Source organism: Pseudomonas sp. fls2-241-TYG-175, assembly GCF_030209155.1.
GTDB classification, from domain to species: Bacteria; Pseudomonadota; Gammaproteobacteria; order Pseudomonadales; family Pseudomonadaceae; genus Aquipseudomonas; species Aquipseudomonas viridiflava.
Genome location: NZ_JARVSO010000050.1, coordinates 1 through 19,435, shown reverse-complemented (window position 1 = coordinate 19,435; position 19,435 = coordinate 1). Strand labels below are relative to the sequence as shown.

The following is a 19,435-nucleotide window of genomic DNA, read 5'->3' as shown; positions in this document are numbered from 1 at the left end:
TTATACCCGAGTCTTGCTGCGACCACGGGGTATGCATTCAGTCAGTCACTTTCGTCTCGGCCCCCTTTTTGCGCGTCTTCCGGACTTGTGTATAACGACGAGCGCGGAGCATGGGCACGATCAGTGTTGAGGCAGACTCATCATTCTGCGTCAGTCATTACTACCGCTCGATACTACGACTCCAGCGCGCGTTCCACTCCGGACGAATCTGATTCACCTGATCCCAGTCGATGGTCACGGCTGTTTCAAGGTACTTGTTCATCGCCTCGACCTGAGTGCGGGTCTTGTCGGTGGTCGGGGTTTTCGGGTTGGACGGGATCTGATCACCGAACTCCAGCGCCGGGGCCTGCGCTTCGGGCGTCAGCAGATAAGCCGCGAGTTTCTGAGCCAGTTCCGGCTGGGTGTTGTTGGCGATGGCGCATTCCGCCACGTTCAATACCACACCGCCTTCCTTCGGCGCTGCGTACTCCACCGGAACGCCCTTGATTTTCAAGGCGGTCACCTGGGTCGGTGTCAGCGGGAACAGCGCGGCTTCGTCGGTCTGCACCATCTCGGAAATCTTCGCCGAACTGGCGATGTACTCCAGCACGTTCGGCCCGACGGTTTTCGGCCATGCCTTGAAGCCCGGCTCGACATCCTTCTCGCTGCCACCCTGAATGCGGTTGAACATTAGGAAGCCATGCAGGCCGAAGGTCGAGGAAGCCAGCGACTGAAACACCACCTTGTCCTTGAAACGCTTGTCCGCCAGGTCCATCCACGAGGTCGGCGCAGCCCAGCCTTGCTCCTTGAACATGCGCGTGTTGTACGCCAAGCCAGTCACCCCGAGGCTGACCGCAGCAGCCTGTTCCTTGATCTTCGCCTTGTCCGGCAAGTCGTTGAGCGCCGCGCTGGGCTGCAGGGTGTCGCACAGACCCATGGAAATGGCGCGGTACATGATGCCGTCGTCGAGAAAGATGACGTGCATCTGGGGGTTGTCCTTGCTGGCCTGAACCTTGGCCAGAATATCCGCCGAGGTGCCCGGCACGATCACCACTTTCACGTTGTTGGCTTTCTCGAAGGCGGGCAGTACCTGATCGGCGTAAAGACGCTCCATCGTCCCGCCATTCATGCCCAGATAGAGCGTGGTTTCGGCGCTGGCGGGCATGGACGTGAGCAAAGCCGCCAAGGGCAGGCAAGACAGACCGGTGAGGGCGACACGTTTGGCGATGTTCATAAAGGCGACCTTCCTCTGTGCAATGGGATGACGTTCGAAACGGGTTCGGGAGCAGAGCGGGGTGAGACGATGAGCGTTGAGTCGGCAACGGATAGAGCCTGTTCGGTCCGGAACCGGCCGATTGAAAAGGCATCGAGTGATATCGAGGAGTGACCGGCGCAGACCCATTCAGCCAACGCTTCGCCTGCGGCAGGCCCGATCTGGAAACCTGCACCGGCAAAGCCGAAGCCATGCAACAGGCCCGGTTGGGTCAGGCTCGGTCCAAGCACCGGCTCACGATCCGGCAGATAGCCCTCGGTGCCGCTCCAGGTACGAATGGCCTGAGCGCCCTTGAGCGGGGGATACAGTTCAACAGCGTTGCGCAGGATATCCAGCACAGCAGCCTGGCCCGGCCGCGCACGCGCCGGATCCAGAGCAAAACCCTGACCGCCACCCAGCACGCAATTGCCTCGCGCTACCTGACGTGCATAGATACCGCCGCCTTCGACGCCGGTGCTGACGTCCATGAACATGGGCAGCGGCTCGGTGACCAGCATGGCTGGGTGCCCTGAATACATGGGGACCGGCTCGTTGAATTGTGCGGCAAGCTGACCGGCCCAGGCACCCGCGCAATTGAGCAGCCAGGGTGCGCGCAGTTTCAGGCCATTGGCGGTTTCGACGATGAACGCCTGCCCGTCGTGATTGACCTGCGTCACCTGCGCCTGCTCGAAAACCTGAGCACCGGCCAGACGCGCGGCGCGGGCAAAGGCGGGCGAGACCAGACGCGGGTTGGCGTGTCCGTCATCAGCGCACAGCGAAGCGCCGACCGCAACGTCACCGGCCCAGGGGAATCGCGCCCGAAGCTCGGCGCGATCCAGCAACTGCAAATCCAGCCCGAAACCCTGACTGGCCTGGGCATAGGCGCGTAGCGCGTCCATGTCCTGTTCGGAGCGGGCCAGTTTGAGATGCCCGGAGCGCTGATATTCGCCATCGATGCCGATCAGATCACGCAGATTGCCCCAGATATGGTGGGCGCGCTGCGACAGTGGGAGTTGTGACAGCGGACGACCCTGACGGCGAACGCCGCCGTAGTTCACGCCGCTCGAGTGCGAGCCGCAAAAGTCCCGTTCGAGCAGGGCAACGCGCTTGCCTTTCAGGGCCAGTGTCAGCGCCGCTGAAGCGCCGACAATGCCGCCGCCGATGATCAGCGCATCGGTTTCGATCAGCGTGCTCATGCCTGTGTCTCCACACCAAACGGAATCGGCTTGATCGGCGATTGTCCGCGCAGACGACCGACCTCCTGCACCGGGCGCCCGCTCTTGCAGGCAACCAGTTCTGCCGCCGCCAGGCCACACATGCGGCCCTGACAGCGTCCCATTCCGACCCGGCACATGGCCTTGACGCGGTTCATCTCCCAATGGCCTTCCTGCACCGTGCGGCGAATATCGCCTGCGCTCACTTCCTCGCAGCGGCAGATCAGCGTTTCATCGGGAACGTTGGTCGCCCAGTCATCCGGAAACGGGAACGCGGTTTCCAGCCCATGACGAAAGTGCTCGATTCGCTTGAGCCGTGCTTTCAGCCGGTCGATGCGATGCTCGTCCACGTCGCGACCACAATCCTGCAACAGGCTCAACGCGGCCAGTTCTCCGGCCATTTCGGCCGCGTCGGCGCCCATGATTCCGGCTCCGTCGCCCGCCAGATAAACCTGCTCCACGCTGCTGCGCCCGGCATCGTCGCGAACCGGCAGCCAGGCGCGGTTCAGCGGGCTCCAGTCGAACCCGCAGCCCAACAGGTCGGCGAGTTGCGTCTCGCTGCGCAAGGCATGGGCGAAGGCGACAGCGTCGCACTCAAGGTGTCTTGTCTGACCGTCGCGCTCCCAGCTCACACTGCTGACCCGTTGCTGTCCCTCGACACGCTTCAGGTGCGCCCCTTGATGCACTGCAATGCCGTGCGCCGTCAGCCAGGCGCGGTAATAGAGCCCTTTGGCGAGGGTTGCGGGCTGACCAAGCAGCGCGGGAAGCGCACGGCATTGTGCCGAAAACGGCGCGCTGTCGAGCACCGCCAGCACCTTGGCACCGGCCTTGGCATATTGGTAGGCGACCAGATACAGCAACGGTCCGCTGCCGCAGAACACCACCCGTTCACCAATGGCGCAGCCCTGATATTTCAGGGCAATCTGCGCTGCGCCCAGGCTATACACGCCGGGCAGGGTCCAGCCAGGTACAGGGAGGACCCGATCGGTCGCGCCTGTGGCCACGATCAGATGGGAGTAGTCGACATGGCCGCAAAGCCCGTTCTGAAGAACGTCGAGTCGACCCTGTTCGGCGCTCCAGACCAGCGTTTGCGGGCGATAGTCGATACTGTTCGTCAGCGCGTCCAGCGTCTGATGCACGGCGACAGCCTTGTGCGCTTCAAAGCCGTAAAGCGCTTTTGGCGAGCGTTTGAAGTTTTCGGGCTGGCGACGGTAGATCTGTCCGCCCCCGCGCAGCCCCTCGTCGATCAGGCAAGGCTTGATGCCATGAGCCTGTAACGTTTGCGCCGCCCGGACACCGGCAGGACCGGCGCCGATGACCACTACTTTTTCAGTGCTCACGAGCGTGGCTCCCCGGAAAGACGCCGCCCGGGCTCACGAATGACCGTCTGGCCAGCCTCCAGCAATGTCGAGCAGGCGCGTACCCGCTGACCGTCACCCAGGCGTACCCAGCAATCCTGGCAGGCGCCCATCATGCAGAAACCTGCGCGTGGTTCGGCGCTGAAGTCGCTGCCGCGCAAGTGATCACTCGCAGTGAGCAGCGCAGTCAGCAGCGTGTCGCCCAGCAGGCCGCTGGCCGGCTGCCCGTCGAGGGTGAAGGACAGCGCCGGGCGATCTTGTTCGGCCAATCGTTTAAGCAGTGCCATCGCTATGCTCCAGGCCCGGAATCAATGTTTGCCGACCAGCACGCGGTCGAGTCCGTAGACCCGGTCGAGCAGAATCATGGTGGCGGCCGTGAGGGCGATGACCAGCGCCGAAACGGCAGCCATCATCGGGTCGATGGATTCGGTGGCGTACACATACATGCGCACCGGCAGGGTCTGTGTCGCGGGCGAAGTGACGAAGATCGACAACGTCACCTCGTCGAAGCTGTTGATGAACGCCAGCAGCCAGCCACCGGCAACACCGGGCAGAATCATCGGCAGGGTGATCTGGCGAAACAGCGTGAAGCGACTGGCCCCCAGCGATTGGGCGGCGTGTTCGGCGCTGCGATCAATGCCGATGGCAGCCGCCAGTACCAGGCGCAGCACGTAGGGCGTGATGACCAGTACGTGGGCGAAGATCAGCCAGGTGAAGCTGCCGTTGACGCCCATCAGGGCAAACAGGCGCAGCATCGCCACACCCAGCACCAGATGCGGAATGATGATGGGCGACAGAAACAGGGCGTTGAAAAAGTTGCGTCCCGGAAAGCTGTGCCGAGTGATCGCCAGTGCGGCAGGTACCGCTATCAGCGTGGCCAGCGTTGCCGACACAAACGCCAGAATCAGGCTGTTGTAGAACGAGTCAATGAAGTCGGCCCGTTCGAATACTGCCTTGAACCAGCGCAGCGAAAACTCTGTGGTCGGCAGGCTCAGGGTGTTTTCCGGCGTGAACGCCACCAGGCAGACGACCACCAGTGGCGCCATCATGAACACCACGACCAACGCATGAAACGACAGGGCCAGAGGACCGTTCTTGGACATGGATCATTCCCCCAGGGTTTTCTTGTAACGGCCTTCGATCATGCGGTTCCACGACAGCATCACCAGCAGGTTCACCAGCAACAGCGCCACGGCCAGCGTCGCGCCCATTGGCCAGTTCAACTCGGACAGGTATTGGTCGTAGATCACCGTGGCGACCATTTTCAGGCGGCGTCCGCCGAGCAGACCGGGAATCGCGAACGAACTGGCAGCCAGACCGAAAACGATCAGCGATCCCGAAAGCACACCGGGCATGACCTGCGGCAACACGATCAGGCGCATCACTTTCGCCTGACTGGCGCCCAGTGACAGCGCCGCCTGTTCTGCGGTGGGGTCGAGCTTCTGCAGCGAGGTCCAGACCGGAATAATCATGAATGGCAGCATCACGTGCACCAGCGCGATGACCACTGCGAACGGGGTATACAGAAGCTTGAGCGGACGTCCGCCCATGGCCTGGATGCCCTGATTGATCAGCCCGTCCGCACCCAGCAGCAGGCTCCAGCCAAAGGCCCGCACGACCACTGAAATCAGCAGCGGCGTGAGAATCAGGATTAGAAAGATCGAACGCCATGGCGTGCCCATGCGACTCAGGATGTAAGCCTCGGGCACACCGATCACCACGCAGAGCAAAGTGACCAGCGCGCTGATCCAGAAGGTGCGCAGAAAGATTTCGTAGAAGTAGCTGTCGGTCAGCACCGCACCATAGTTATCCAGCGTGTAACTGTCGCTTTTGACGCCCACCTGATAGTCGAACACGTTGAACGACAACAGCAGCGTCAGACCCAGCGGCAATACCAGCAGGCCGATATACAAGGCCAGCGCCGGGGCGGACAGCCAATAGCCGCGCCGACCCTGACGCATTTGAGTCAGCAGGCTCATGCGCGCACCTCGTCGGCATCCAGCACGCGCAGCAGTTCGGAGGACCAGTCCAGACCGACCGCTGCGCCTTGCTCGAGCGGTGGCTGCCCGTCGTTGCGGCGCACCACGGTCAACTCGCCAACGCCGGTCTGAATGCTGTACAGCCATTGGCTGCCGAGAAAGTAGCGGGTGACGATGCGTCCCGACAGACGGCCACAGCCAGGCGCGACCAGATCGATCTTTTCCGGCCGCAGGCTGAGGGTCAACGCACCTTCGCCCGACAACTGACGTATCTGCGGCACGCCGCTGCCGTCCAGATCACCCGGCAACATGTTGGCCTTGCCGACGAAACCGGAGATGAAGCGTGTACGCGGATGCTCGTAGAGTGTGTAGGGTTCATCGATCTGAGTGATACGTCCGGCCTGCATGACCACTACTCGGTCGCTGATCGACAACGCTTCTGCCTGATCGTGAGTCACCATCAGCGTGGTGATGCCCACTTCGTTCTGGATCCGACGAATCTCGAACTGCATTTCTTCGCGCAGATTGGCGTCGAGGTTGGACAGCGGTTCATCGAGCAGCAGCACCGGTGGCTCGATCACCAGCGCACGTGCCAATGCCACACGCTGACGCTGACCGCCGGACAATTCTCTTGGATAGCGTTCTGCGTGCTGATCCAGGCGCACCAGTTTCAACACCTTGCCGACTCGGCTCTGGATCTCGGCGGCTGGCACCTTGCGCATGCGCAGGCCGAACGCCACGTTGTTGGCAACCGTCATGTGCGGGAAGAGCGCGTAACTCTGAAACACCACGCCCAGGCCACGGCTGCTGGGTTTGGCGTGGGTGATGTCGCGTCCGTCGAGCACGATGCGTCCGTCACTGACGTCGACAAAGCCGGCGATCATTTGCAGGGTAGTGGTTTTGCCGCAACCGGACGGGCCCAACAGCGAGACGAATTCGCCCTTGTCCACGTTCAGGTCGGTGGCAACCACGGCATTGATCGAGCCGTAGCGTTTGGAGAGACCTTCGAGCTGCAGAAATGCCATGCCTGCTTCCACCTTATATGCACGCGCGCCGGAGCACGCTTTTGTCATGGGCAGATGCGAAGTGAGCCTTTGCAGCATTGGACGTTGGTGCTCGATCTGGGTCGGCTACCGGTTGATTGTTCAAATCGCCCCTGTGGACTGAGAGTAGGACGAAGGCTAGGATGCGCTCAATCAGGAATTTCACTGAACAACATCTTTTTTCAGATTCATTCATTGAGTGAAAAAATGTATGAGCAAGGGAATAAAAGATTCCACTGATCGGAACCATGAGCACAAGGACGTGGGTGTCGGAGCCGTTTCCAGATTGTTCGCGGTACTGCGTTGCCTGGGGGAATGCGATGAGGGCGGCGAGCGGGTGACGCAACTGGCGCAGCGCGTCGGCCTCTCCCAGCCCACGACTCACCGTTTGCTGCGCAGCCTGATGGACGAGGGCATGGTCGAGCAGGATCTACTCAGCAAGCGCTACCGGCTGAGCATCGAGTTCTTCGCGCTGGCCGCGAAGGCAGGCAATACCGGCAACCTGCGGGATCTGGTCAGGCCCAGCCTGCTTCGGTTGTCCGCCTCGCTGGGTGACTCGCTGTTCCTGCTGGCGCGCAGTGGCTTTGACGCCATCTGTCTGGACCGCAGTGAAGGGCCGTACCCGATTCGCACGTTTACCGGCGACATCGGCGGGCGTGTTGCCTTGGGTGTGGGGCAGGGCAGTCTGGCCATTCTGGCGTTTCTGCCCGAAGACGAGCGCGAAACGGTGATCGCCTACAACCTGCCCAGGCTCAAGGATTTTCATCTGTACGACGAAGTCTTCCTGCGCTCCGAAGTCGAGAACGTCAGACGCCTGGGTTATGCCGCGCGCAACACCGGTGCATTGCCGGGAATGGCCGGGCTGGCGGTCCCCATTCTGGACCGTAACGGCCGCGCTGTCGCGGCGCTCAGTGTCGCGACCATTTCTGACCGTCTGGGCCCGGACCGGCTGACGACAGTGGTCGAATTGCTCAAGCGCGAGGCCACGGCGATCAGTGCGCGCATCAACCCGTTTGATCCGTCATTGAGGCGTCCGAGTCAGGTGTTCGGGCAGGCTGAATAGCGGTTCGCAGCGCGTACGCCGATCTGCATGAAAAAGCCGGTCAGGCCCATCCCGACCGACTCAATCCCTCAGCCTTGAACACCAGCGCTTTCAAACCGCCGTCCACACGCGCATCGGGAAACTCTGGTGGGTTCTTCAGACGCTGCTCGTAGCGCAGGCAGGGTGCTTCGGTGGCCGTGTGTTGGATCAGAAACTCAGGCCCTACCGCCGGATCGTTCATGCAGGCTAGCACCAGACCGTCTTCCTCCAACAACTCCGGCAGGCGGCGCAGGACACGCTGGTAATCCTTGTCGAGCAGGAAGCTGCCTTTCTGGAAAGAGGGCGGATCGATGATGATCAGATCATAAGGACCGGAGCGCGTGACCTTGGCCCAGGACTTGAACAGGTCATGGCCCAGAAAGGTGACGCGACTCAGGTCATGTTCGTTCAGGCGATGGTTCTCGCGGCCTCGATTGAGCGCGGCGCGGGCCATGTCCAGATTCACCACATGGTCGGCGCCACCGGCAATCGCTGCGACTGAAAAGCCGCAGGTATAGGCGAACAGGTTAAGGATGCGCTTGCCCCTGGCCTGGGCCTGCACCCATTCGCGGCCGTAGCGCATGTCCAGAAACAATCCGCTGTTCTGCTTCTTGCCGAAATCGACCTTGTAGCGCAGACCGTTTTCAGTGATGACCCACTCATCCACTTCCTCACCCGTCAGCCACTGGGTGGTGCTCTGCGGCAGGTAGCGATGTTGCAGCAGCAAAGTATGAGCCTGACTCTGTTGCCATTGAGGCGTTTCGATCAGCGCCAGCAGCAGACGATTCAGTTCGGCAAGCTCGGATTCCTGCGGTTCCTTGAACAGCGACACGAGCACCACGCGTTGCATCCAGTCGACAGTGATGTGCTCCAGCCCGGGCCAGACGCGCCCGCGGCCATGAAATAACCGGCGGGTTTCAGTCGGGACGTTGCTCAGGGCGTTGAGCAGGTGCTGTTGCAGAATGGCGAGCGCTTCGGGAGTCATGGGGCAGGGTCGGTCGGAAAAATGGCGCGTATGGTAAACCTATTTGCTTCACCGCGGCATGTACAGGCGCTGCCATCGATGCGGGATGCCGAGCGAGGCGAGCCCCAGCAATGCCGACAGGCTGGCGCTGACCAGTAGGGCGTTCAGCCCGAGCTTACGTTCGATCAGCGCCCCGATCACTGCGCCGACGAACATGCCGAACCAGGGAATCAGTTGAACCTGCCAGCCATTCTTCCGCTCACCCATCAACCAGCGACCCAGGCCACGTCCGAAGCGGGACAGGGCACCGGTCACGTAGGTCAGCCCAACCGACTGGCCGTTTACCTGCTCAACCGCAGCGTTGAGCATGCCCATCGCCAGAATCGCCCAGACCAGCGCCAGCAGATTCTTCTCCAGTGGCCAGGCAGCGGCTGCACACAACAGCGTCGCGACAACCAGCAGCAGCGGCAATGCACGACGATTGCCCAGCCGGGCGATGACAATACCCAGCGCGTTGCCCGCAATGAACACGCCGATTGCCAGTGTCAGGCGAGCGGTCATGCCCATGTCTCCTTCGCTTAGCGCCACTGCCAGCCGCGTGGTGTTGCCGCTCATGAAGGAAACAAAATCGCCCGTTGCCATGAAGCCAATGGCGTCTGTCATCCCCGCCAAAACCGAAAGACTGGCGGCCAGAGCCATGCCGACCCCGGTCCGCCGTTTCTGTAACGCCAGGTATCGAACACGGGTATGAGCGAACGCTGACGGCATCGACGGCTCTCTGAAACGTTAGGACTGCGGGATCAACAGGCTATTTGGGTCAACGATTCAAGGCAGCTTGGCGCGGACGATTCGCTTCGCCCTGACCTCATCGGCATAAGCCTTGAGCTGGTCGGCGTCGCTGTAAAGGCGATTGACCATTTGCAGAACGGCCGTGACATCGACGTCTTTCATCTGTGAAGCGAGCTTGAGAATTTCATCTGCAGTGGTTTCGAGGTTGGTGGCCGTGCCCTTGAGGTGCTTTTTCAGCTCTTGGGTCGACTTGTTGAGCGCCATGGGGTGTCCTGTCAGAAGTCGTTGAATTCCATACCCTGAGCATGGCTTTTTCTGCGTGTGTGCGCAATCCGACAAACGAAGTGTGATCGGGATGCTGAGAATAAACACGCAGCACGCCCGGCCGCACGGTCAATCGTCGCGTGTCAGGACTTCCAGCAGTTCTATGTCGAAGCTCAGGTCGGATCCCGGCTGAATGTGAGCGCCCATTTTCCGGTCGCCGTAAGCGAGGTGAGCCGGAACGAACAGCGTGCGACGGCCTCCGACTTTCATGCCCATCAGACCCTGATCCCAGCCCTTGATCACGCGCCCCGTGCCGATCACGCACTGAAAAGGCTTGCCGCGCTCGTGGGAAGAGTCAAACACCGTGCCGTCGGACAGGGTGCCGGTGTAGTGGGTAGTGATCAATGCGCCCTTGACCACGGTCTTGCCTTCGCCAATCTGCAGATCGGTTATGAGAAGTTCGTTGTTCATTGCCAGATATCTCCTTGCGTATGCGGGCAGCTTTCTCGCAGAAACTTAAGCATCTGACAAGCACTGAAACGCAAACGGGGAAGCCTCAGCTTCCCCGTCCGGTGTTGCAGGCTGGCCGCTTACAGATTCTGCGAGCTGACAACCATCGCTTGCGCGATATTGGCTTTCTGTTCCTGAGTAAAGCCGTCCCACACATTGACCTTGGCGTAATAGCCCAGACCGGCCAGGCAATACAGACTCAAGGTCAGAATGATAGCGACGGACACGAAGGTCCAGCGGCCTTCATCGTTTTCACGGGTGAAATCACGGGATTCGCTGTACTGCGATCCTCGGGAGAGCAGGCCGGAAGACAGGCGCTTGAGCCACTGGAACAGATGAACGACGACGATACGCAACATGAAGCAAGATCCTCAAAGGTCAGAAAACGGGTTGGTTGCCATGCGTGCGATTCATCGGCCGCATGGCGTGCAAAAGCTGAAAACGAAAAAAGCCCGTCTATGACGGGCTTTCTTTTTATGATTCTTGTCAGGTGGCGTCAGGGATTAGCCCTGCGCAGGTGTGACGTTATTGCAACATTTTAAAACAATTGCTCGGCGCCATCTACCGTACATCGGGCGTCGTCAGACAACTGGTCGCGGATTCGGGTGCGACAAAACGTCGCCCGGGAGGGTTTACGAGAAGCAGGGCAGTGGTTCAACAGTCAACTCTTGTAATACTTATTCCGCGCGCGGATTTGATCTGTGTATTGTAGGATCATCGCCCGTATCAAATTTCAGGACCGTATGAACACCCTCCAGGAACCTCCGAGTCGTTTTCCTTCCTCAGCATCAGGCTGGCCATTCCTCTGCACCCCATGCGGCATAAAGCCTTATTCAAGCCTTGCTTCATCCCCTTTTTCGCGTATTGCCCCTGCCCAAGGCTATTCAGCCTGTCTGGATGAATCTCAGCATTCGGCGCTGAATCTCCGTGCGCAGCTCAACGCATCAGGCGCTCCCGCCCACTATTCTGTTCAGAAGGCTGAATAAATCCCATGGAATGGATTGCTGACCCCACGGCCTGGCTTGGCCTGCTGACTCTGATCATTCTGGAACTGGTACTGGGTATCGATAACCTGGTGTTCATTGCCATCCTGGCCGACAAGCTTCCACCCGCTCAGCGCGACAAGGCACGTGTGATTGGTCTTTCGCTGGCGCTGATCATGCGCCTTGGCTTGCTGGCCAGTATTTCCTGGATGGTGACGCTGACCGAGCCTCTGTTCGAGGTCTTCGGCAAGACGTTCTCCGGCCGTGACCTGATCATGCTGTTCGGTGGTGTATTCCTGCTGTTCAAGGCCACCATGGAACTGCACGAACGACTCGAAGGGCACGTCAGCCAGAAGGCCGGCAATGCGGGTTACGCGTTGTTCTGGCCTATCGTTGCGCAGATTGTGGTACTTGATGCCGTGTTCTCGCTCGACGCGGTGATTACTGCGGTGGGTATGGTCGAGCATCTGTCGGTGATGATGATCGCGGTGATCTTCTCCATCGGCCTGATGATGATCGCCAGCAAACCGCTGACCAAGTTCGTCAACAGTCGCCCGACCGTCATCATGCTGTGTCTGGGCTTCCTGATGATGATCGGTTTCAGCCTGACCGCTGAAGGCCTGGGCTTCCACATTCCGAAAGGCTATCTGTATGCGGCCATCGGTTTCTCGATCCTGATCGAGGTCTTCAACCAGATCGCCCGCAAGCGCAGCAAGAAGTCCGCTCATGGTCATCTTCCACGTCGCGAACGTGCTGCCCATGCGGTCATGCGTCTGTTGGGTGGTCGCCGACTGGAGTCGGGTGATGTCGACGAAGAAATCATCGACATGATGGAAGGCGAAAGCACCGAGCCGGTGTTCGACCGCCGCGAGCGGGTGATGATCAGCGGCGTACTGCAATTGGCAGAGCGTCCGATCCGTACCGTCATGACGCCGCGCGCCGAGATCGATTACATCGACCTGAGCGACGACGCCGACAAGATCCGCCTGAAACTGATGCACTCGTCCTATTCGCGCCTGCCGTTGATCGGCGAAGGCGGTATTGATGAACCGCTGGGCTTCGTTCACAAGAAGGAACTGCTCAAGGAGCTTCTGTCCGGTAACGAGCCTGACCTGAAGCTGCTGTCGCGCAAGGCCATCAACCTGCTCGACAACTTCACCATCCTCAATGCACTGGAACAGATGCGTAAGGAGTCGACCCATATCGCGTTCGTGGTCAACGAATTCGGTGATTTCATCGGTGTGCTGAGCATGACCGACATTCTGGAATCGATTGCCGGCCAGTTGCCTGATGCCAGCGAAGTGGAAGGGCCGGACATTGTTGCGCAGGGTGATGACTTCATCGTCTCGGGCGCATTGAACCTGAGCCTGATCCGCGAGCGGACCGGCTTCCAGGCCAAAGCCACCGATGATTACCAGACGCTGGCCGGGCTGGTCATGAGCCTGCTGGATCGTCTGCCAACCATGGGCGACAGCCTCCACTGGCAGGGTTGGGACCTCAAAGTGGTCGGTGTTGAAGAGCGCCGCGTCACCCGTGTGCTGCTGCAGCGTCAACCCGAAATGGGTGCTGGCAAATAGCGATATGAAACGTGAGTGAGAAACGGGCCGAAAGGCCCGTTTTTCGTGGCGTTGCGGTTTGTCGTCCGGTCGCAACGAAGGCTTTTCAAGCGTGGTCTATTCTGCGTCAACCACGTGGCTTCACCGTGCAGTCAGCCACTTCATAGCGGAGACTGCCATGACTGCTGCCTTCATCTTCAACCCCAACCTGACCTACGACGTTATCTCCAGCCGCAAGCGCTATCCGGTGTGGCGCATTCGCGAACGCAAGGTCTACGCCTACCTCGAACATGACCCGCGACGGGACTGGAGTGGCGAAATAGGCACGCTTAGCCTGGGGACCCCGCAACGGCTGGTCGACCATGACGGGCAGACCATCGCCTACATCGTCGGGACCGAAGTGCGTGACACCAAGGGACACCGATTCTCGCTGAGCGAGGTCAAGGAATGAGTCGCCAGGCACAATGCAGCTTCAAGGGATGAAAAACTGAGGGATGCAGGGAAGATGGCTCCCATCAAGGTCGCAACCGGACCAGACGTGAGGGAGCCTGCACCAGATTATTTGCGGCGTGGGCGTGACACAACAGACTCGATATTCTTGCGACCGATCAGCAGGGTCCGCGCAGGTTCCTGAACTTCAGGGGCATCGCCCAGCCACTTGAACATCACCAGACAATCCACCAGCCCCAGGCGGGCATGCCGATAAGCCTTGGGCAGGCGACCCACTGTCTCAAAACCGAGCTTGTGCCACAGCGCGACCGCCACTTCATTGGTGGCAACCACTGAATTGAACTGCATGGCCAGAAAGCCGCTGTCGCGAGCCAACTGCTGCGAGTGCTCACACATCAACCGCGCCACCCCACGACCCCGCGCTGCGTCCGTCACCATATAGCCACAGTTGCAGACATGACTGCCCGGACCTGCCGCATTCGCCTTCAGGTAATAACTGCCCAACACCTTGCCATCCTCTTCCGCAATCAGCGTGTGCTGTGGCAGCTTGAGCCACAAGTCACGAGCCTGCTCGAACGTCAGCGCCGGATCGTAGGCGTAGGTTTCCCGGGCCTGAACGACTGAGTGAAAGGTCGGCCAGAAGTGGTCGAAATCGTCTGGGGTCATGGGGCGGATGTGGATCATTGGAGGGCCTTTGGTGAAAGTGTTTCGGGGCTGAGCGCGATGGAGAGCACCTTATTCGTTGGGTGGGGAGGGTGCAAGGGGAGCAGGTGATCCGCGATGACTGCGGTTCGTATGGGCGAGCCACTCACTGTGCACCCTGATCCACTTTATACAGGAAGGAAAAATTGTCCGCCTTGGGGGATATATCGATTCCTTCGGCTTCCAGAGACCGATAGTACTCTTCAATGTTCAAGGTATCGCTTAGGCGAGCTTTCACGATGCACGGTGATTGCTGCCATGAGTAGCGCTTCAACTGCTCGGTGAGCTGTTTTGCACCACTTGCTTTCCAGCCGTTTATCGTTTGGTCCCGCCATCGGCGTTCAGGTCTTCCGGTTTGTACATCATGAGCGGCAGTAACTGGGTCCAGATGCCGACTTTGTTCCAGCACCGGCAGGTCTGGCAGAGGATGAGTAACGTCCATGTAACGCTGCAGGCAATCCCAGAATGCCAACGCATTGACCCTGTCCAGCCCCAGCGCATGTACCTTGACGGCCAGGCAAAGTTTTTTGTTGGTATAGCGGTGGTACAGCCAGATGGCATAGTCATGAGAACCATGGCCTGTCGGCATGACCCGGAGTACCGGATCAAACTCCTCGAACGGTGCGACGAACAATTTTCTGAATCGCCGCTTGAAGCGCACCATCCCGTCGATGCGGTTGAACTCACTGCCATCGTGCTTGCTGAACAGGCTGTAGAGATGCAACAAGGCGTCACACCCTATGGCACCCATGAAGTACAGGAAGGTGCCGATCCAGAGTGAGATGTGCATTTCGGTCGAGCCCCATAGCGTGCCGGTAACCCATAGGACAACGCTGGAGCAGACAACGAAACCCGAGAGATTTAAATAGTGCCCGGCTTTTCTGGTTGTTATGGAAAGTAATGGGGAGGCGAAAAGCAAGACGGCTGATAGTGTGGCAATCAGGGTGGCAAGCGCAGTGCCAGGGTTGCCGTTACCAACTTCGGATTCTATATCTGCGAGAATACCTACCCCCCAAAATAACCATAAAAAAGAAAAACAAACTATTTTCAAGGCAAACATCAACTGTGGGATGTTCCCAGAGTATTGGAAACGCCAACGCTGAGCATCGCAATAGGCTTCCGGCTCTTTATTTTTTTCCTGGTTTTCGTAGATTTTATGCTCGTCCGCCTGAAGCTGGGCTGTGACCTCCATCGCGGGATCCCAACCGGCGTAATGCCCAAAAGAGAGAGGGGTAGCGCTCTTGGCATTGCAGTGGGAAGTCCTGATAGGCGAGGGAAGGTACTTTGTCCTATCGCTACGGTAGGCGGTAGTTTTGTAGGCGATGATACTCGGCTTCATAGGGGATGCTCATTTATTTCAACCTGCCAATACAGTGCGTCTTTATCTGATAGATCACCTCTTGGTAGGCGACGATTGGCGTTTGTGAAAGGTTTCCAATTTGCAGGTGTTGGCTGTGGCAGGATGAGGGGTTGTTTGCCAAGCTCCGCGTAAAGCTCGGCTTGCAGGAAAATTTTTACACCTTCAGTCATTTGGTACCGGTAACGCTGTCTCATACTGAGAACGGGCGTTTCGAAAAAAGAAGGCAGTACGTAGATTATGCTAGTGGCATCCAACGCTATCGCCCCGAGCTTCGGCGAGCCTGTAGTCTGTTTTCTATATTGTCGGACAGCGAATGCCTGACCAGTGTCAAGACTTGACAAGAACTCTTCTCCGAATAGTTGAAGCTGCTGGTCTTCGTGACCAAACATCGCCAGTAAAGGGGATGTGACCAATACCAACCAGTCGCTATCATGGAGGGGGTTCATGTCGGGACGAGATGTTTTTGAATATGTACTGGGTGCGCTGAGATGCAAGCGTGTTTGATCTGCATGCTCAACAACTGTTAGATGTTCGGCCGACGCTTTGTCACGCCAATCTGCGAGCCGCATAGCTGTGATCTTCGGTTTGCCAATGATCCCTAAAAGTTGTTGATAGGCCGTAAACGGGTCGCTCAGGTGTTTGAAAGGGTCTTCGCGTCCGGCGGCTTCTTCCTGGATCGTGGAAAAATGAATGCCAAAAGGGCCATTTCGAGTGATCAGCTCGGCATCGCTGTCGGTGAGCAGATTGGCAACGATTGCTCCGCCAAGGGCGAACACTGCACCGATTATCAAAAGGTAGGGATTAATTGAAAGACCAAGAGCATAGGCTCCCCATGCGGCGTTCCCAACTGCAACAGAAATATAGGCCACAGCCAGTGAGCCGTTACCTGAGTTGTAGGCTCTGTAGCTGTCCCAGAGAGCGAGCGACGCCCCTACGAGTGTTGCGATAGCACCCGCCATCCTTAACAAGGGAAGATTGGGACTTCCAGTTTGTCTTTTCAGATTAGCGGCCCACCCCGCTGAAAGCTTCGCGACCTGTATGCGAGGCGTCAATAAATACGACTCGGCAGCACTACCAAAAAATAATTTACTGTGATTCCCCAGCGCTGCAATCAAATCAACAGCTGCTGACAATGAGCCCATAAAGCCTCGTTTTTTTTCTCCTCTGCTTTCAAAGTCTGTATAGGCTTCCACCTGCACCATCAAGTTATAAATTGCAAAACCCACCATCAATGTAGGCACCACCTTGGTCGCCTCCAGCTTCCGGCTGGCATCACTTAACGCAAGCCGGAAATTGCTGTAACGCGCCAGTTCCGGGTGGTCTTTTGCCACAGCTATAACATTCAGATTACGCGTCAGAGGCTTGTTGGTCTGGCTACCCTTGGGGCTCGTGCTGGCCAGTTTTTCTCCACTGAGACTGTGGAGTGAGGCGTAGCGATAGTTTTTTCTAGTTAACGCCGAGCGTTCAACCTCTGTCAGGCCATTTCGCAAGCCACCACCCTGTACACCTATGACTACGTAATCCCGCTCCAGCGCCTCGCCAAAGGTGATGAGACGGATGCCCGCCATTTTTTTCGACAGGCTTGAAAGCGTGGTGAACGTAGGGGAAAACACACGATCTAGGCTGATATTAGATGCGCTTTGCGACAGTCGGCTGATATGCGCAACGACGCTGGCACCGAAAATATCCAGCAGATCGCCAATGAAGTAAGACAGCCCTTTACCTGCGCCGGCCCAATCCACGTCTCCCATGAGCGGTGCACCGAGCATGAGCGTGCTCAGGCCCATTGCTTCGGGCTTGGGGGGTTGATCGTTGTCACGCAATGCCATCAGACGTTTGACTGCTTCAGGGGGTTGCTCAGCAGTTCTGGATAGCAGCAAATCACCCAGGGGATGTTCTGCTTTCAGCAGTCCCCTTATCAAGCTGTCAACGGATTTGAGCAGCGGTTCGGATTCCTTGCTGATGCACATGGCGTCTGCTCTGGTCGGCAGTTGGTTCAATACAGCCAATACCTCGGACATCAGGCTGTAAGGCTCCAGCAAGGCTTCATCGTAACGATGCGTCCAGTCCAGCAGAACGTCAGGTAGTTTTTTGTCGAGCAGACCAATCAGGCGCTCAAGGTGCATAGCTATCCGGGTACGGCAGCTTTTACGGTCCTGCTCGAATACGGCCTCGTGCAATTTGGGTACATCAATCTCATCCTTCAGGCTTGATAACGGCCCGGCAAGCACGCTGTAAAGTACCTGCGCGTAACGCCCATAAGGTTGATGCAGCACCAGCGCGTTAAGAGTCTGCAGATAAGCCGCGTGATGTCGGATCTGCGAGGTGGCGTGGCGTACCGCAAACAACGGATCTTCCAGGATGACACCCACGAGATGGTTATTGCTTCGCAAGTTGTAAGTATCAAGCAGGTCAGCACTTGACTCGGTCTTCGGAAGAGGCGGTGGAGGTGTTTGCTTGAGGTGCGCTGCCAATTCTTCCTGACGAATCTGCAGGCGCTTCATAAGCGTCGTTTCATCAAATGTTGTGAATGCAGGAGTAAAATCCAGCGGATCGTCCAGTGCACTTTCGATATTGAAATCCCGTGCACGCAGCCCGGATTTAAGGCGTGTCATAGGCACGCTTGGATTGGCCTGAGTGGTTTTCCAATGCTCGGATCCCACCACGGCCGTATCCCACGCTCTTGCGATGTGCTGGCAGCGCGACTTGATATGAGCCGGATCGCTTTCAAGCCACTTTATGTACTCCCAGGTCCATGGCAATTCGCTGTAGGCCATCATGAACTGGTCGGCGACAAACCGGCTCTGCAACAACATGGGCAGAAGAATGGCGTGCTGCTTTATTCCAATCGCTTCTCGCTGATCCGCATCGCCGTTACTCTCTGCCATGGCTCGCCAATGAGAAATGTCCACTTCGAACAGTTGCCCTTCGCCATCTGCCTCAAGCTCTCTCCAAAGCACGCTCTTCCAGAAAACATAAATCCGACCGCGTCGAGGAAAAGCTCCGCGAGGTGATTGGCGAGGTTCATCGTAGCCCGGCAATCTTGCCAGCGGCACGATAGCGATAAGGGTGTTGCGCTGGATGTCCTCCTGTTCCTTTGTAGACTTGGTGTCACTCAATAAGGGAATCTGCACTACACCGCCATCTTGACGCGGGATATGTAAGGCGATACGTGCTCGCCTATCGTCAAGGTATTCGGTTCTCTTGCGTGTGCCGCGAAGGGTTTCGCTGTCGCTGAACTCATTCATACATCTTCCTCTGGAGCCAGAATTTGCAGTTGGCTTCCCATGGCAGGATCCCCCCAGACATCAACGATGAGAGCTTCCAGAACAGGCTGCTCTGTTTTCTCAGGTTTGGTATTTGCAGGGTTGGGACCTTTGGTATTGTTTCCAGATGCTGATGTATCAGCGGCCTTGGGTGTTTCAGGCAGCAACGCAGCGACCCCGGAGCCAACGCCCGGAGAGCCCTCGCTGTTGAGCTTTACCAAAGGCCCGCTTACCGTCACTCCTCCCGAATCGATCTTGATAAAGCTACCGCCCACCTTGAAGGTGATCTCCAGTCCGGCCTCGATAACCACCTGATCGCCCGCCTCTAAATGAATCTCATCTCCGACGTCCGCGAGCAGGGCTTCGCCGACCTTGATGTGTTGCTTGCCGCTCACGGTGAGGTGATCGTCCATGCGTACTTCAGTCAGGCGGCTGCCGTCGATCGCGCGATGCTCCTCGGCCTTGAATTCGCTGTAGCTGTTGGCCTCGACCCGGTCATGCCGTTCGTGACCGACGCGGATTTTCTGGTCGTGCTGGATGTTCTGGTCCCAATCGCGCTGGGCATGAACGTAGATTTGCTCCTGACCGGCGCGATCCTCTATGCGCAGTTCGTTGGAACCTTTACCGCCTGGGCTGCTCAGGGTCTTGAACACGCTGCGGGTCTGGTGGGCGGGCAGCGGGTAGG

19 protein-coding genes are annotated in these 19,435 nt (G+C 58.3%); 3 read left to right on the top strand and 16 right to left on the bottom strand.

The genetic code is table 11. From position 1 onward, the window contains the following. Positions 1-160 precede the first annotated feature (160 nt). From QRN20_RS25110 to QRN20_RS25080, 7 genes are read right to left on the bottom strand one after another with little or no spacing between them, the layout of a single operon-like run. Positions 161-1,213: an ABC transporter substrate-binding protein gene (locus QRN20_RS25110; protein ID WP_043305905.1), complete on the bottom strand. Its 1,053-nt coding sequence runs from the start codon at positions 1,211-1,213 to the stop codon at positions 161-163. Beyond that, positions 1,210-2,427, bottom strand: coding sequence for an NAD(P)/FAD-dependent oxidoreductase (locus tag QRN20_RS25105; protein ID WP_285361484.1), 1,218 nt, complete (start codon positions 2,425-2,427; stop codon positions 1,210-1,212). Before QRN20_RS25105 ends, QRN20_RS25110 begins: the two co-directional genes overlap by 4 nt. After that, positions 2,424-3,785: an FAD-dependent oxidoreductase gene (locus QRN20_RS25100; RefSeq protein WP_122587911.1), complete on the bottom strand. Its 1,362-nt coding sequence runs from the start codon at positions 3,783-3,785 to the stop codon at positions 2,424-2,426. Before QRN20_RS25100 ends, QRN20_RS25105 begins: the two co-directional genes overlap by 4 nt. Beyond that, positions 3,782-4,090 (bottom strand): (2Fe-2S)-binding protein, encoded by a 309-nt coding sequence (locus tag QRN20_RS25095; RefSeq protein ID WP_025996093.1) that lies wholly within the window; start codon positions 4,088-4,090, stop codon positions 3,782-3,784. Before QRN20_RS25095 ends, QRN20_RS25100 begins: the two co-directional genes overlap by 4 nt. Positions 4,091-4,111: 21 nt before the next feature. Further along, complete coding sequence (locus QRN20_RS25090; RefSeq protein ID WP_057408987.1) at positions 4,112-4,906, bottom strand: ABC transporter permease; 795 nt, start codon at positions 4,904-4,906, stop codon at positions 4,112-4,114. Between the two features lie 3 nt (positions 4,907-4,909). After that, entirely contained in the window at positions 4,910-5,782 is an 873-nt protein-coding gene (locus tag QRN20_RS25085; protein ID WP_122467462.1) for an ABC transporter permease, read from the bottom strand. Next, on the bottom strand, positions 5,779-6,807 hold the full coding sequence (locus tag QRN20_RS25080; RefSeq protein ID WP_122559602.1) for an ABC transporter ATP-binding protein: 1,029 nt from the start codon (positions 6,805-6,807) through the stop codon (positions 5,779-5,781). Before QRN20_RS25080 ends, QRN20_RS25085 begins: the two co-directional genes overlap by 4 nt. A 241-nt stretch (positions 6,808-7,048) precedes the next feature. Between QRN20_RS25080 and QRN20_RS25075 the strand changes: the two genes are divergently transcribed. Beyond that, entirely contained in the window at positions 7,049-7,888 is an 840-nt protein-coding gene (locus QRN20_RS25075) for an IclR family transcriptional regulator (RefSeq protein WP_032652160.1), read from the top strand. A 40-nt stretch (positions 7,889-7,928) separates the two neighbouring features. Here QRN20_RS25075 and QRN20_RS25070 read toward each other — a convergent pair whose 3' ends face one another. From QRN20_RS25070 to QRN20_RS25050, 5 genes are all read right to left on the bottom strand, one after another. Next, the gene (locus QRN20_RS25070) at positions 7,929-8,891 is read right to left on the bottom strand and encodes a class I SAM-dependent methyltransferase (protein WP_122605887.1); all 963 of its coding nucleotides are present in this window, start codon (positions 8,889-8,891) and stop codon (positions 7,929-7,931) included. Positions 8,892-8,939: 48 nt separating this feature from the next. Further along, positions 8,940-9,638 carry a YoaK family protein gene (locus tag QRN20_RS25065; protein WP_029242759.1) on the bottom strand — a complete coding sequence of 233 codons (699 nt, stop codon included), beginning with the start codon at positions 9,636-9,638 and terminating at the stop codon, positions 8,940-8,942. A gap of 57 nt (positions 9,639-9,695) precedes the next feature. After that, positions 9,696-9,923, bottom strand: a complete 228-nt coding sequence (locus tag QRN20_RS25060; protein WP_122421751.1) for a hypothetical protein — start codon at positions 9,921-9,923, stop codon at positions 9,696-9,698. Between the two features lie 129 nt (positions 9,924-10,052). Next, positions 10,053-10,394 carry an FKBP-type peptidyl-prolyl cis-trans isomerase gene (locus QRN20_RS25055; protein WP_029242760.1) on the bottom strand — a complete coding sequence of 114 codons (342 nt, stop codon included), beginning with the start codon at positions 10,392-10,394 and terminating at the stop codon, positions 10,053-10,055. 119 nt (positions 10,395-10,513) lie between these two features. Further along, a complete protein-coding gene (locus QRN20_RS25050) occupies positions 10,514-10,792 on the bottom strand; it encodes a hypothetical protein (RefSeq protein ID WP_029242761.1) in 279 nt (92 codons plus the stop codon). A gap of 632 nt (positions 10,793-11,424) precedes the next feature. On the opposite strand from QRN20_RS25050, the gene QRN20_RS25045 reads away from it, so the two are divergent. Further along, positions 11,425-12,993 (top strand): TerC family protein, encoded by a 1,569-nt coding sequence (locus tag QRN20_RS25045; RefSeq protein WP_122415232.1) that lies wholly within the window; start codon positions 11,425-11,427, stop codon positions 12,991-12,993. A gap of 157 nt (positions 12,994-13,150) precedes the next feature. Further along, the gene (locus tag QRN20_RS25040; protein WP_004886613.1) at positions 13,151-13,423 is read left to right on the top strand and encodes a hypothetical protein; all 273 of its coding nucleotides are present in this window, start codon (positions 13,151-13,153) and stop codon (positions 13,421-13,423) included. A gap of 107 nt (positions 13,424-13,530) precedes the next feature. On the opposite strand, the gene QRN20_RS25035 is transcribed toward QRN20_RS25040, so the two are convergent. From QRN20_RS25035 to QRN20_RS25020, 4 genes are all read right to left on the bottom strand, one after another. Next, on the bottom strand, positions 13,531-14,106 hold the full coding sequence (locus tag QRN20_RS25035; RefSeq protein ID WP_004886611.1) for a GNAT family N-acetyltransferase: 576 nt from the start codon (positions 14,104-14,106) through the stop codon (positions 13,531-13,533). A gap of 124 nt (positions 14,107-14,230) precedes the next feature. Further along, complete coding sequence (locus QRN20_RS25030) at positions 14,231-15,316, bottom strand: hypothetical protein (RefSeq protein WP_240994872.1); 1,086 nt, start codon at positions 15,314-15,316, stop codon at positions 14,231-14,233. Between the two features lie 143 nt (positions 15,317-15,459). Next, positions 15,460-18,732: a hypothetical protein gene (locus tag QRN20_RS25025; protein ID WP_122605885.1), complete on the bottom strand. Its 3,273-nt coding sequence runs from the start codon at positions 18,730-18,732 to the stop codon at positions 15,460-15,462. Continuing rightward, the coding region (locus QRN20_RS25020) for a bacteriophage T4 gp5 trimerization domain-containing protein (RefSeq protein WP_502942251.1) at positions 18,729-19,435 on the bottom strand (707 nt) is incomplete at its 5' end. The genes QRN20_RS25025 and QRN20_RS25020, both read right to left, overlap by 4 nt.

Bases quoted from the DNA above. Each gene is read 5' to 3' on its own strand.
- QRN20_RS25030 (WP_240994872.1), bottom strand. From the start codon at position 15,316: ATGGAGGTCACAGCCCAGCTTCAGGCGGACGAGCATAAAATCTACGAA.
- QRN20_RS25070 (WP_122605887.1), bottom strand. From the start codon at position 8,891: ATGACTCCCGAAGCGCTCGCCATTCTGCAACAGCACCTGCTCAACGCC.
- QRN20_RS25035 (WP_004886611.1), bottom strand. From the start codon at position 14,106: ATGATCCACATCCGCCCCATGACCCCAGACGATTTCGACCACTTCTGG.
- QRN20_RS25090 (WP_057408987.1), bottom strand. From the start codon at position 4,906: ATGTCCAAGAACGGTCCTCTGGCCCTGTCGTTTCATGCGTTGGTCGTG.
- QRN20_RS25025 (WP_122605885.1), bottom strand. From the start codon at position 18,732: ATGAATGAGTTCAGCGACAGCGAAACCCTTCGCGGCACACGCAAGAGA.
- QRN20_RS25085 (WP_122467462.1), bottom strand. From the start codon at position 5,782: ATGAGCCTGCTGACTCAAATGCGTCAGGGTCGGCGCGGCTATTGGCTG.
- QRN20_RS25105 (WP_285361484.1), bottom strand. From the start codon at position 2,427: ATGAGCACGCTGATCGAAACCGATGCGCTGATCATCGGCGGCGGCATT.
- QRN20_RS25065 (WP_029242759.1), bottom strand. From the start codon at position 9,638: ATGCCGTCAGCGTTCGCTCATACCCGTGTTCGATACCTGGCGTTACAG.
- QRN20_RS25040 (WP_004886613.1), top strand. From the start codon at position 13,151: ATGACTGCTGCCTTCATCTTCAACCCCAACCTGACCTACGACGTTATC.
- QRN20_RS25055 (WP_029242760.1), bottom strand. From the start codon at position 10,394: ATGAACAACGAACTTCTCATAACCGATCTGCAGATTGGCGAAGGCAAG.
- QRN20_RS25050 (WP_029242761.1), bottom strand. From the start codon at position 10,792: ATGTTGCGTATCGTCGTCGTTCATCTGTTCCAGTGGCTCAAGCGCCTG.
- QRN20_RS25110 (WP_043305905.1), bottom strand. From the start codon at position 1,213: ATGAACATCGCCAAACGTGTCGCCCTCACCGGTCTGTCTTGCCTGCCC.
- QRN20_RS25060 (WP_122421751.1), bottom strand. From the start codon at position 9,923: ATGGCGCTCAACAAGTCGACCCAAGAGCTGAAAAAGCACCTCAAGGGC.
- QRN20_RS25045 (WP_122415232.1), top strand. From the start codon at position 11,425: ATGGAATGGATTGCTGACCCCACGGCCTGGCTTGGCCTGCTGACTCTG.
- QRN20_RS25095 (WP_025996093.1), bottom strand. From the start codon at position 4,090: ATGGCACTGCTTAAACGATTGGCCGAACAAGATCGCCCGGCGCTGTCC.
- QRN20_RS25080 (WP_122559602.1), bottom strand. From the start codon at position 6,807: ATGGCATTTCTGCAGCTCGAAGGTCTCTCCAAACGCTACGGCTCGATC.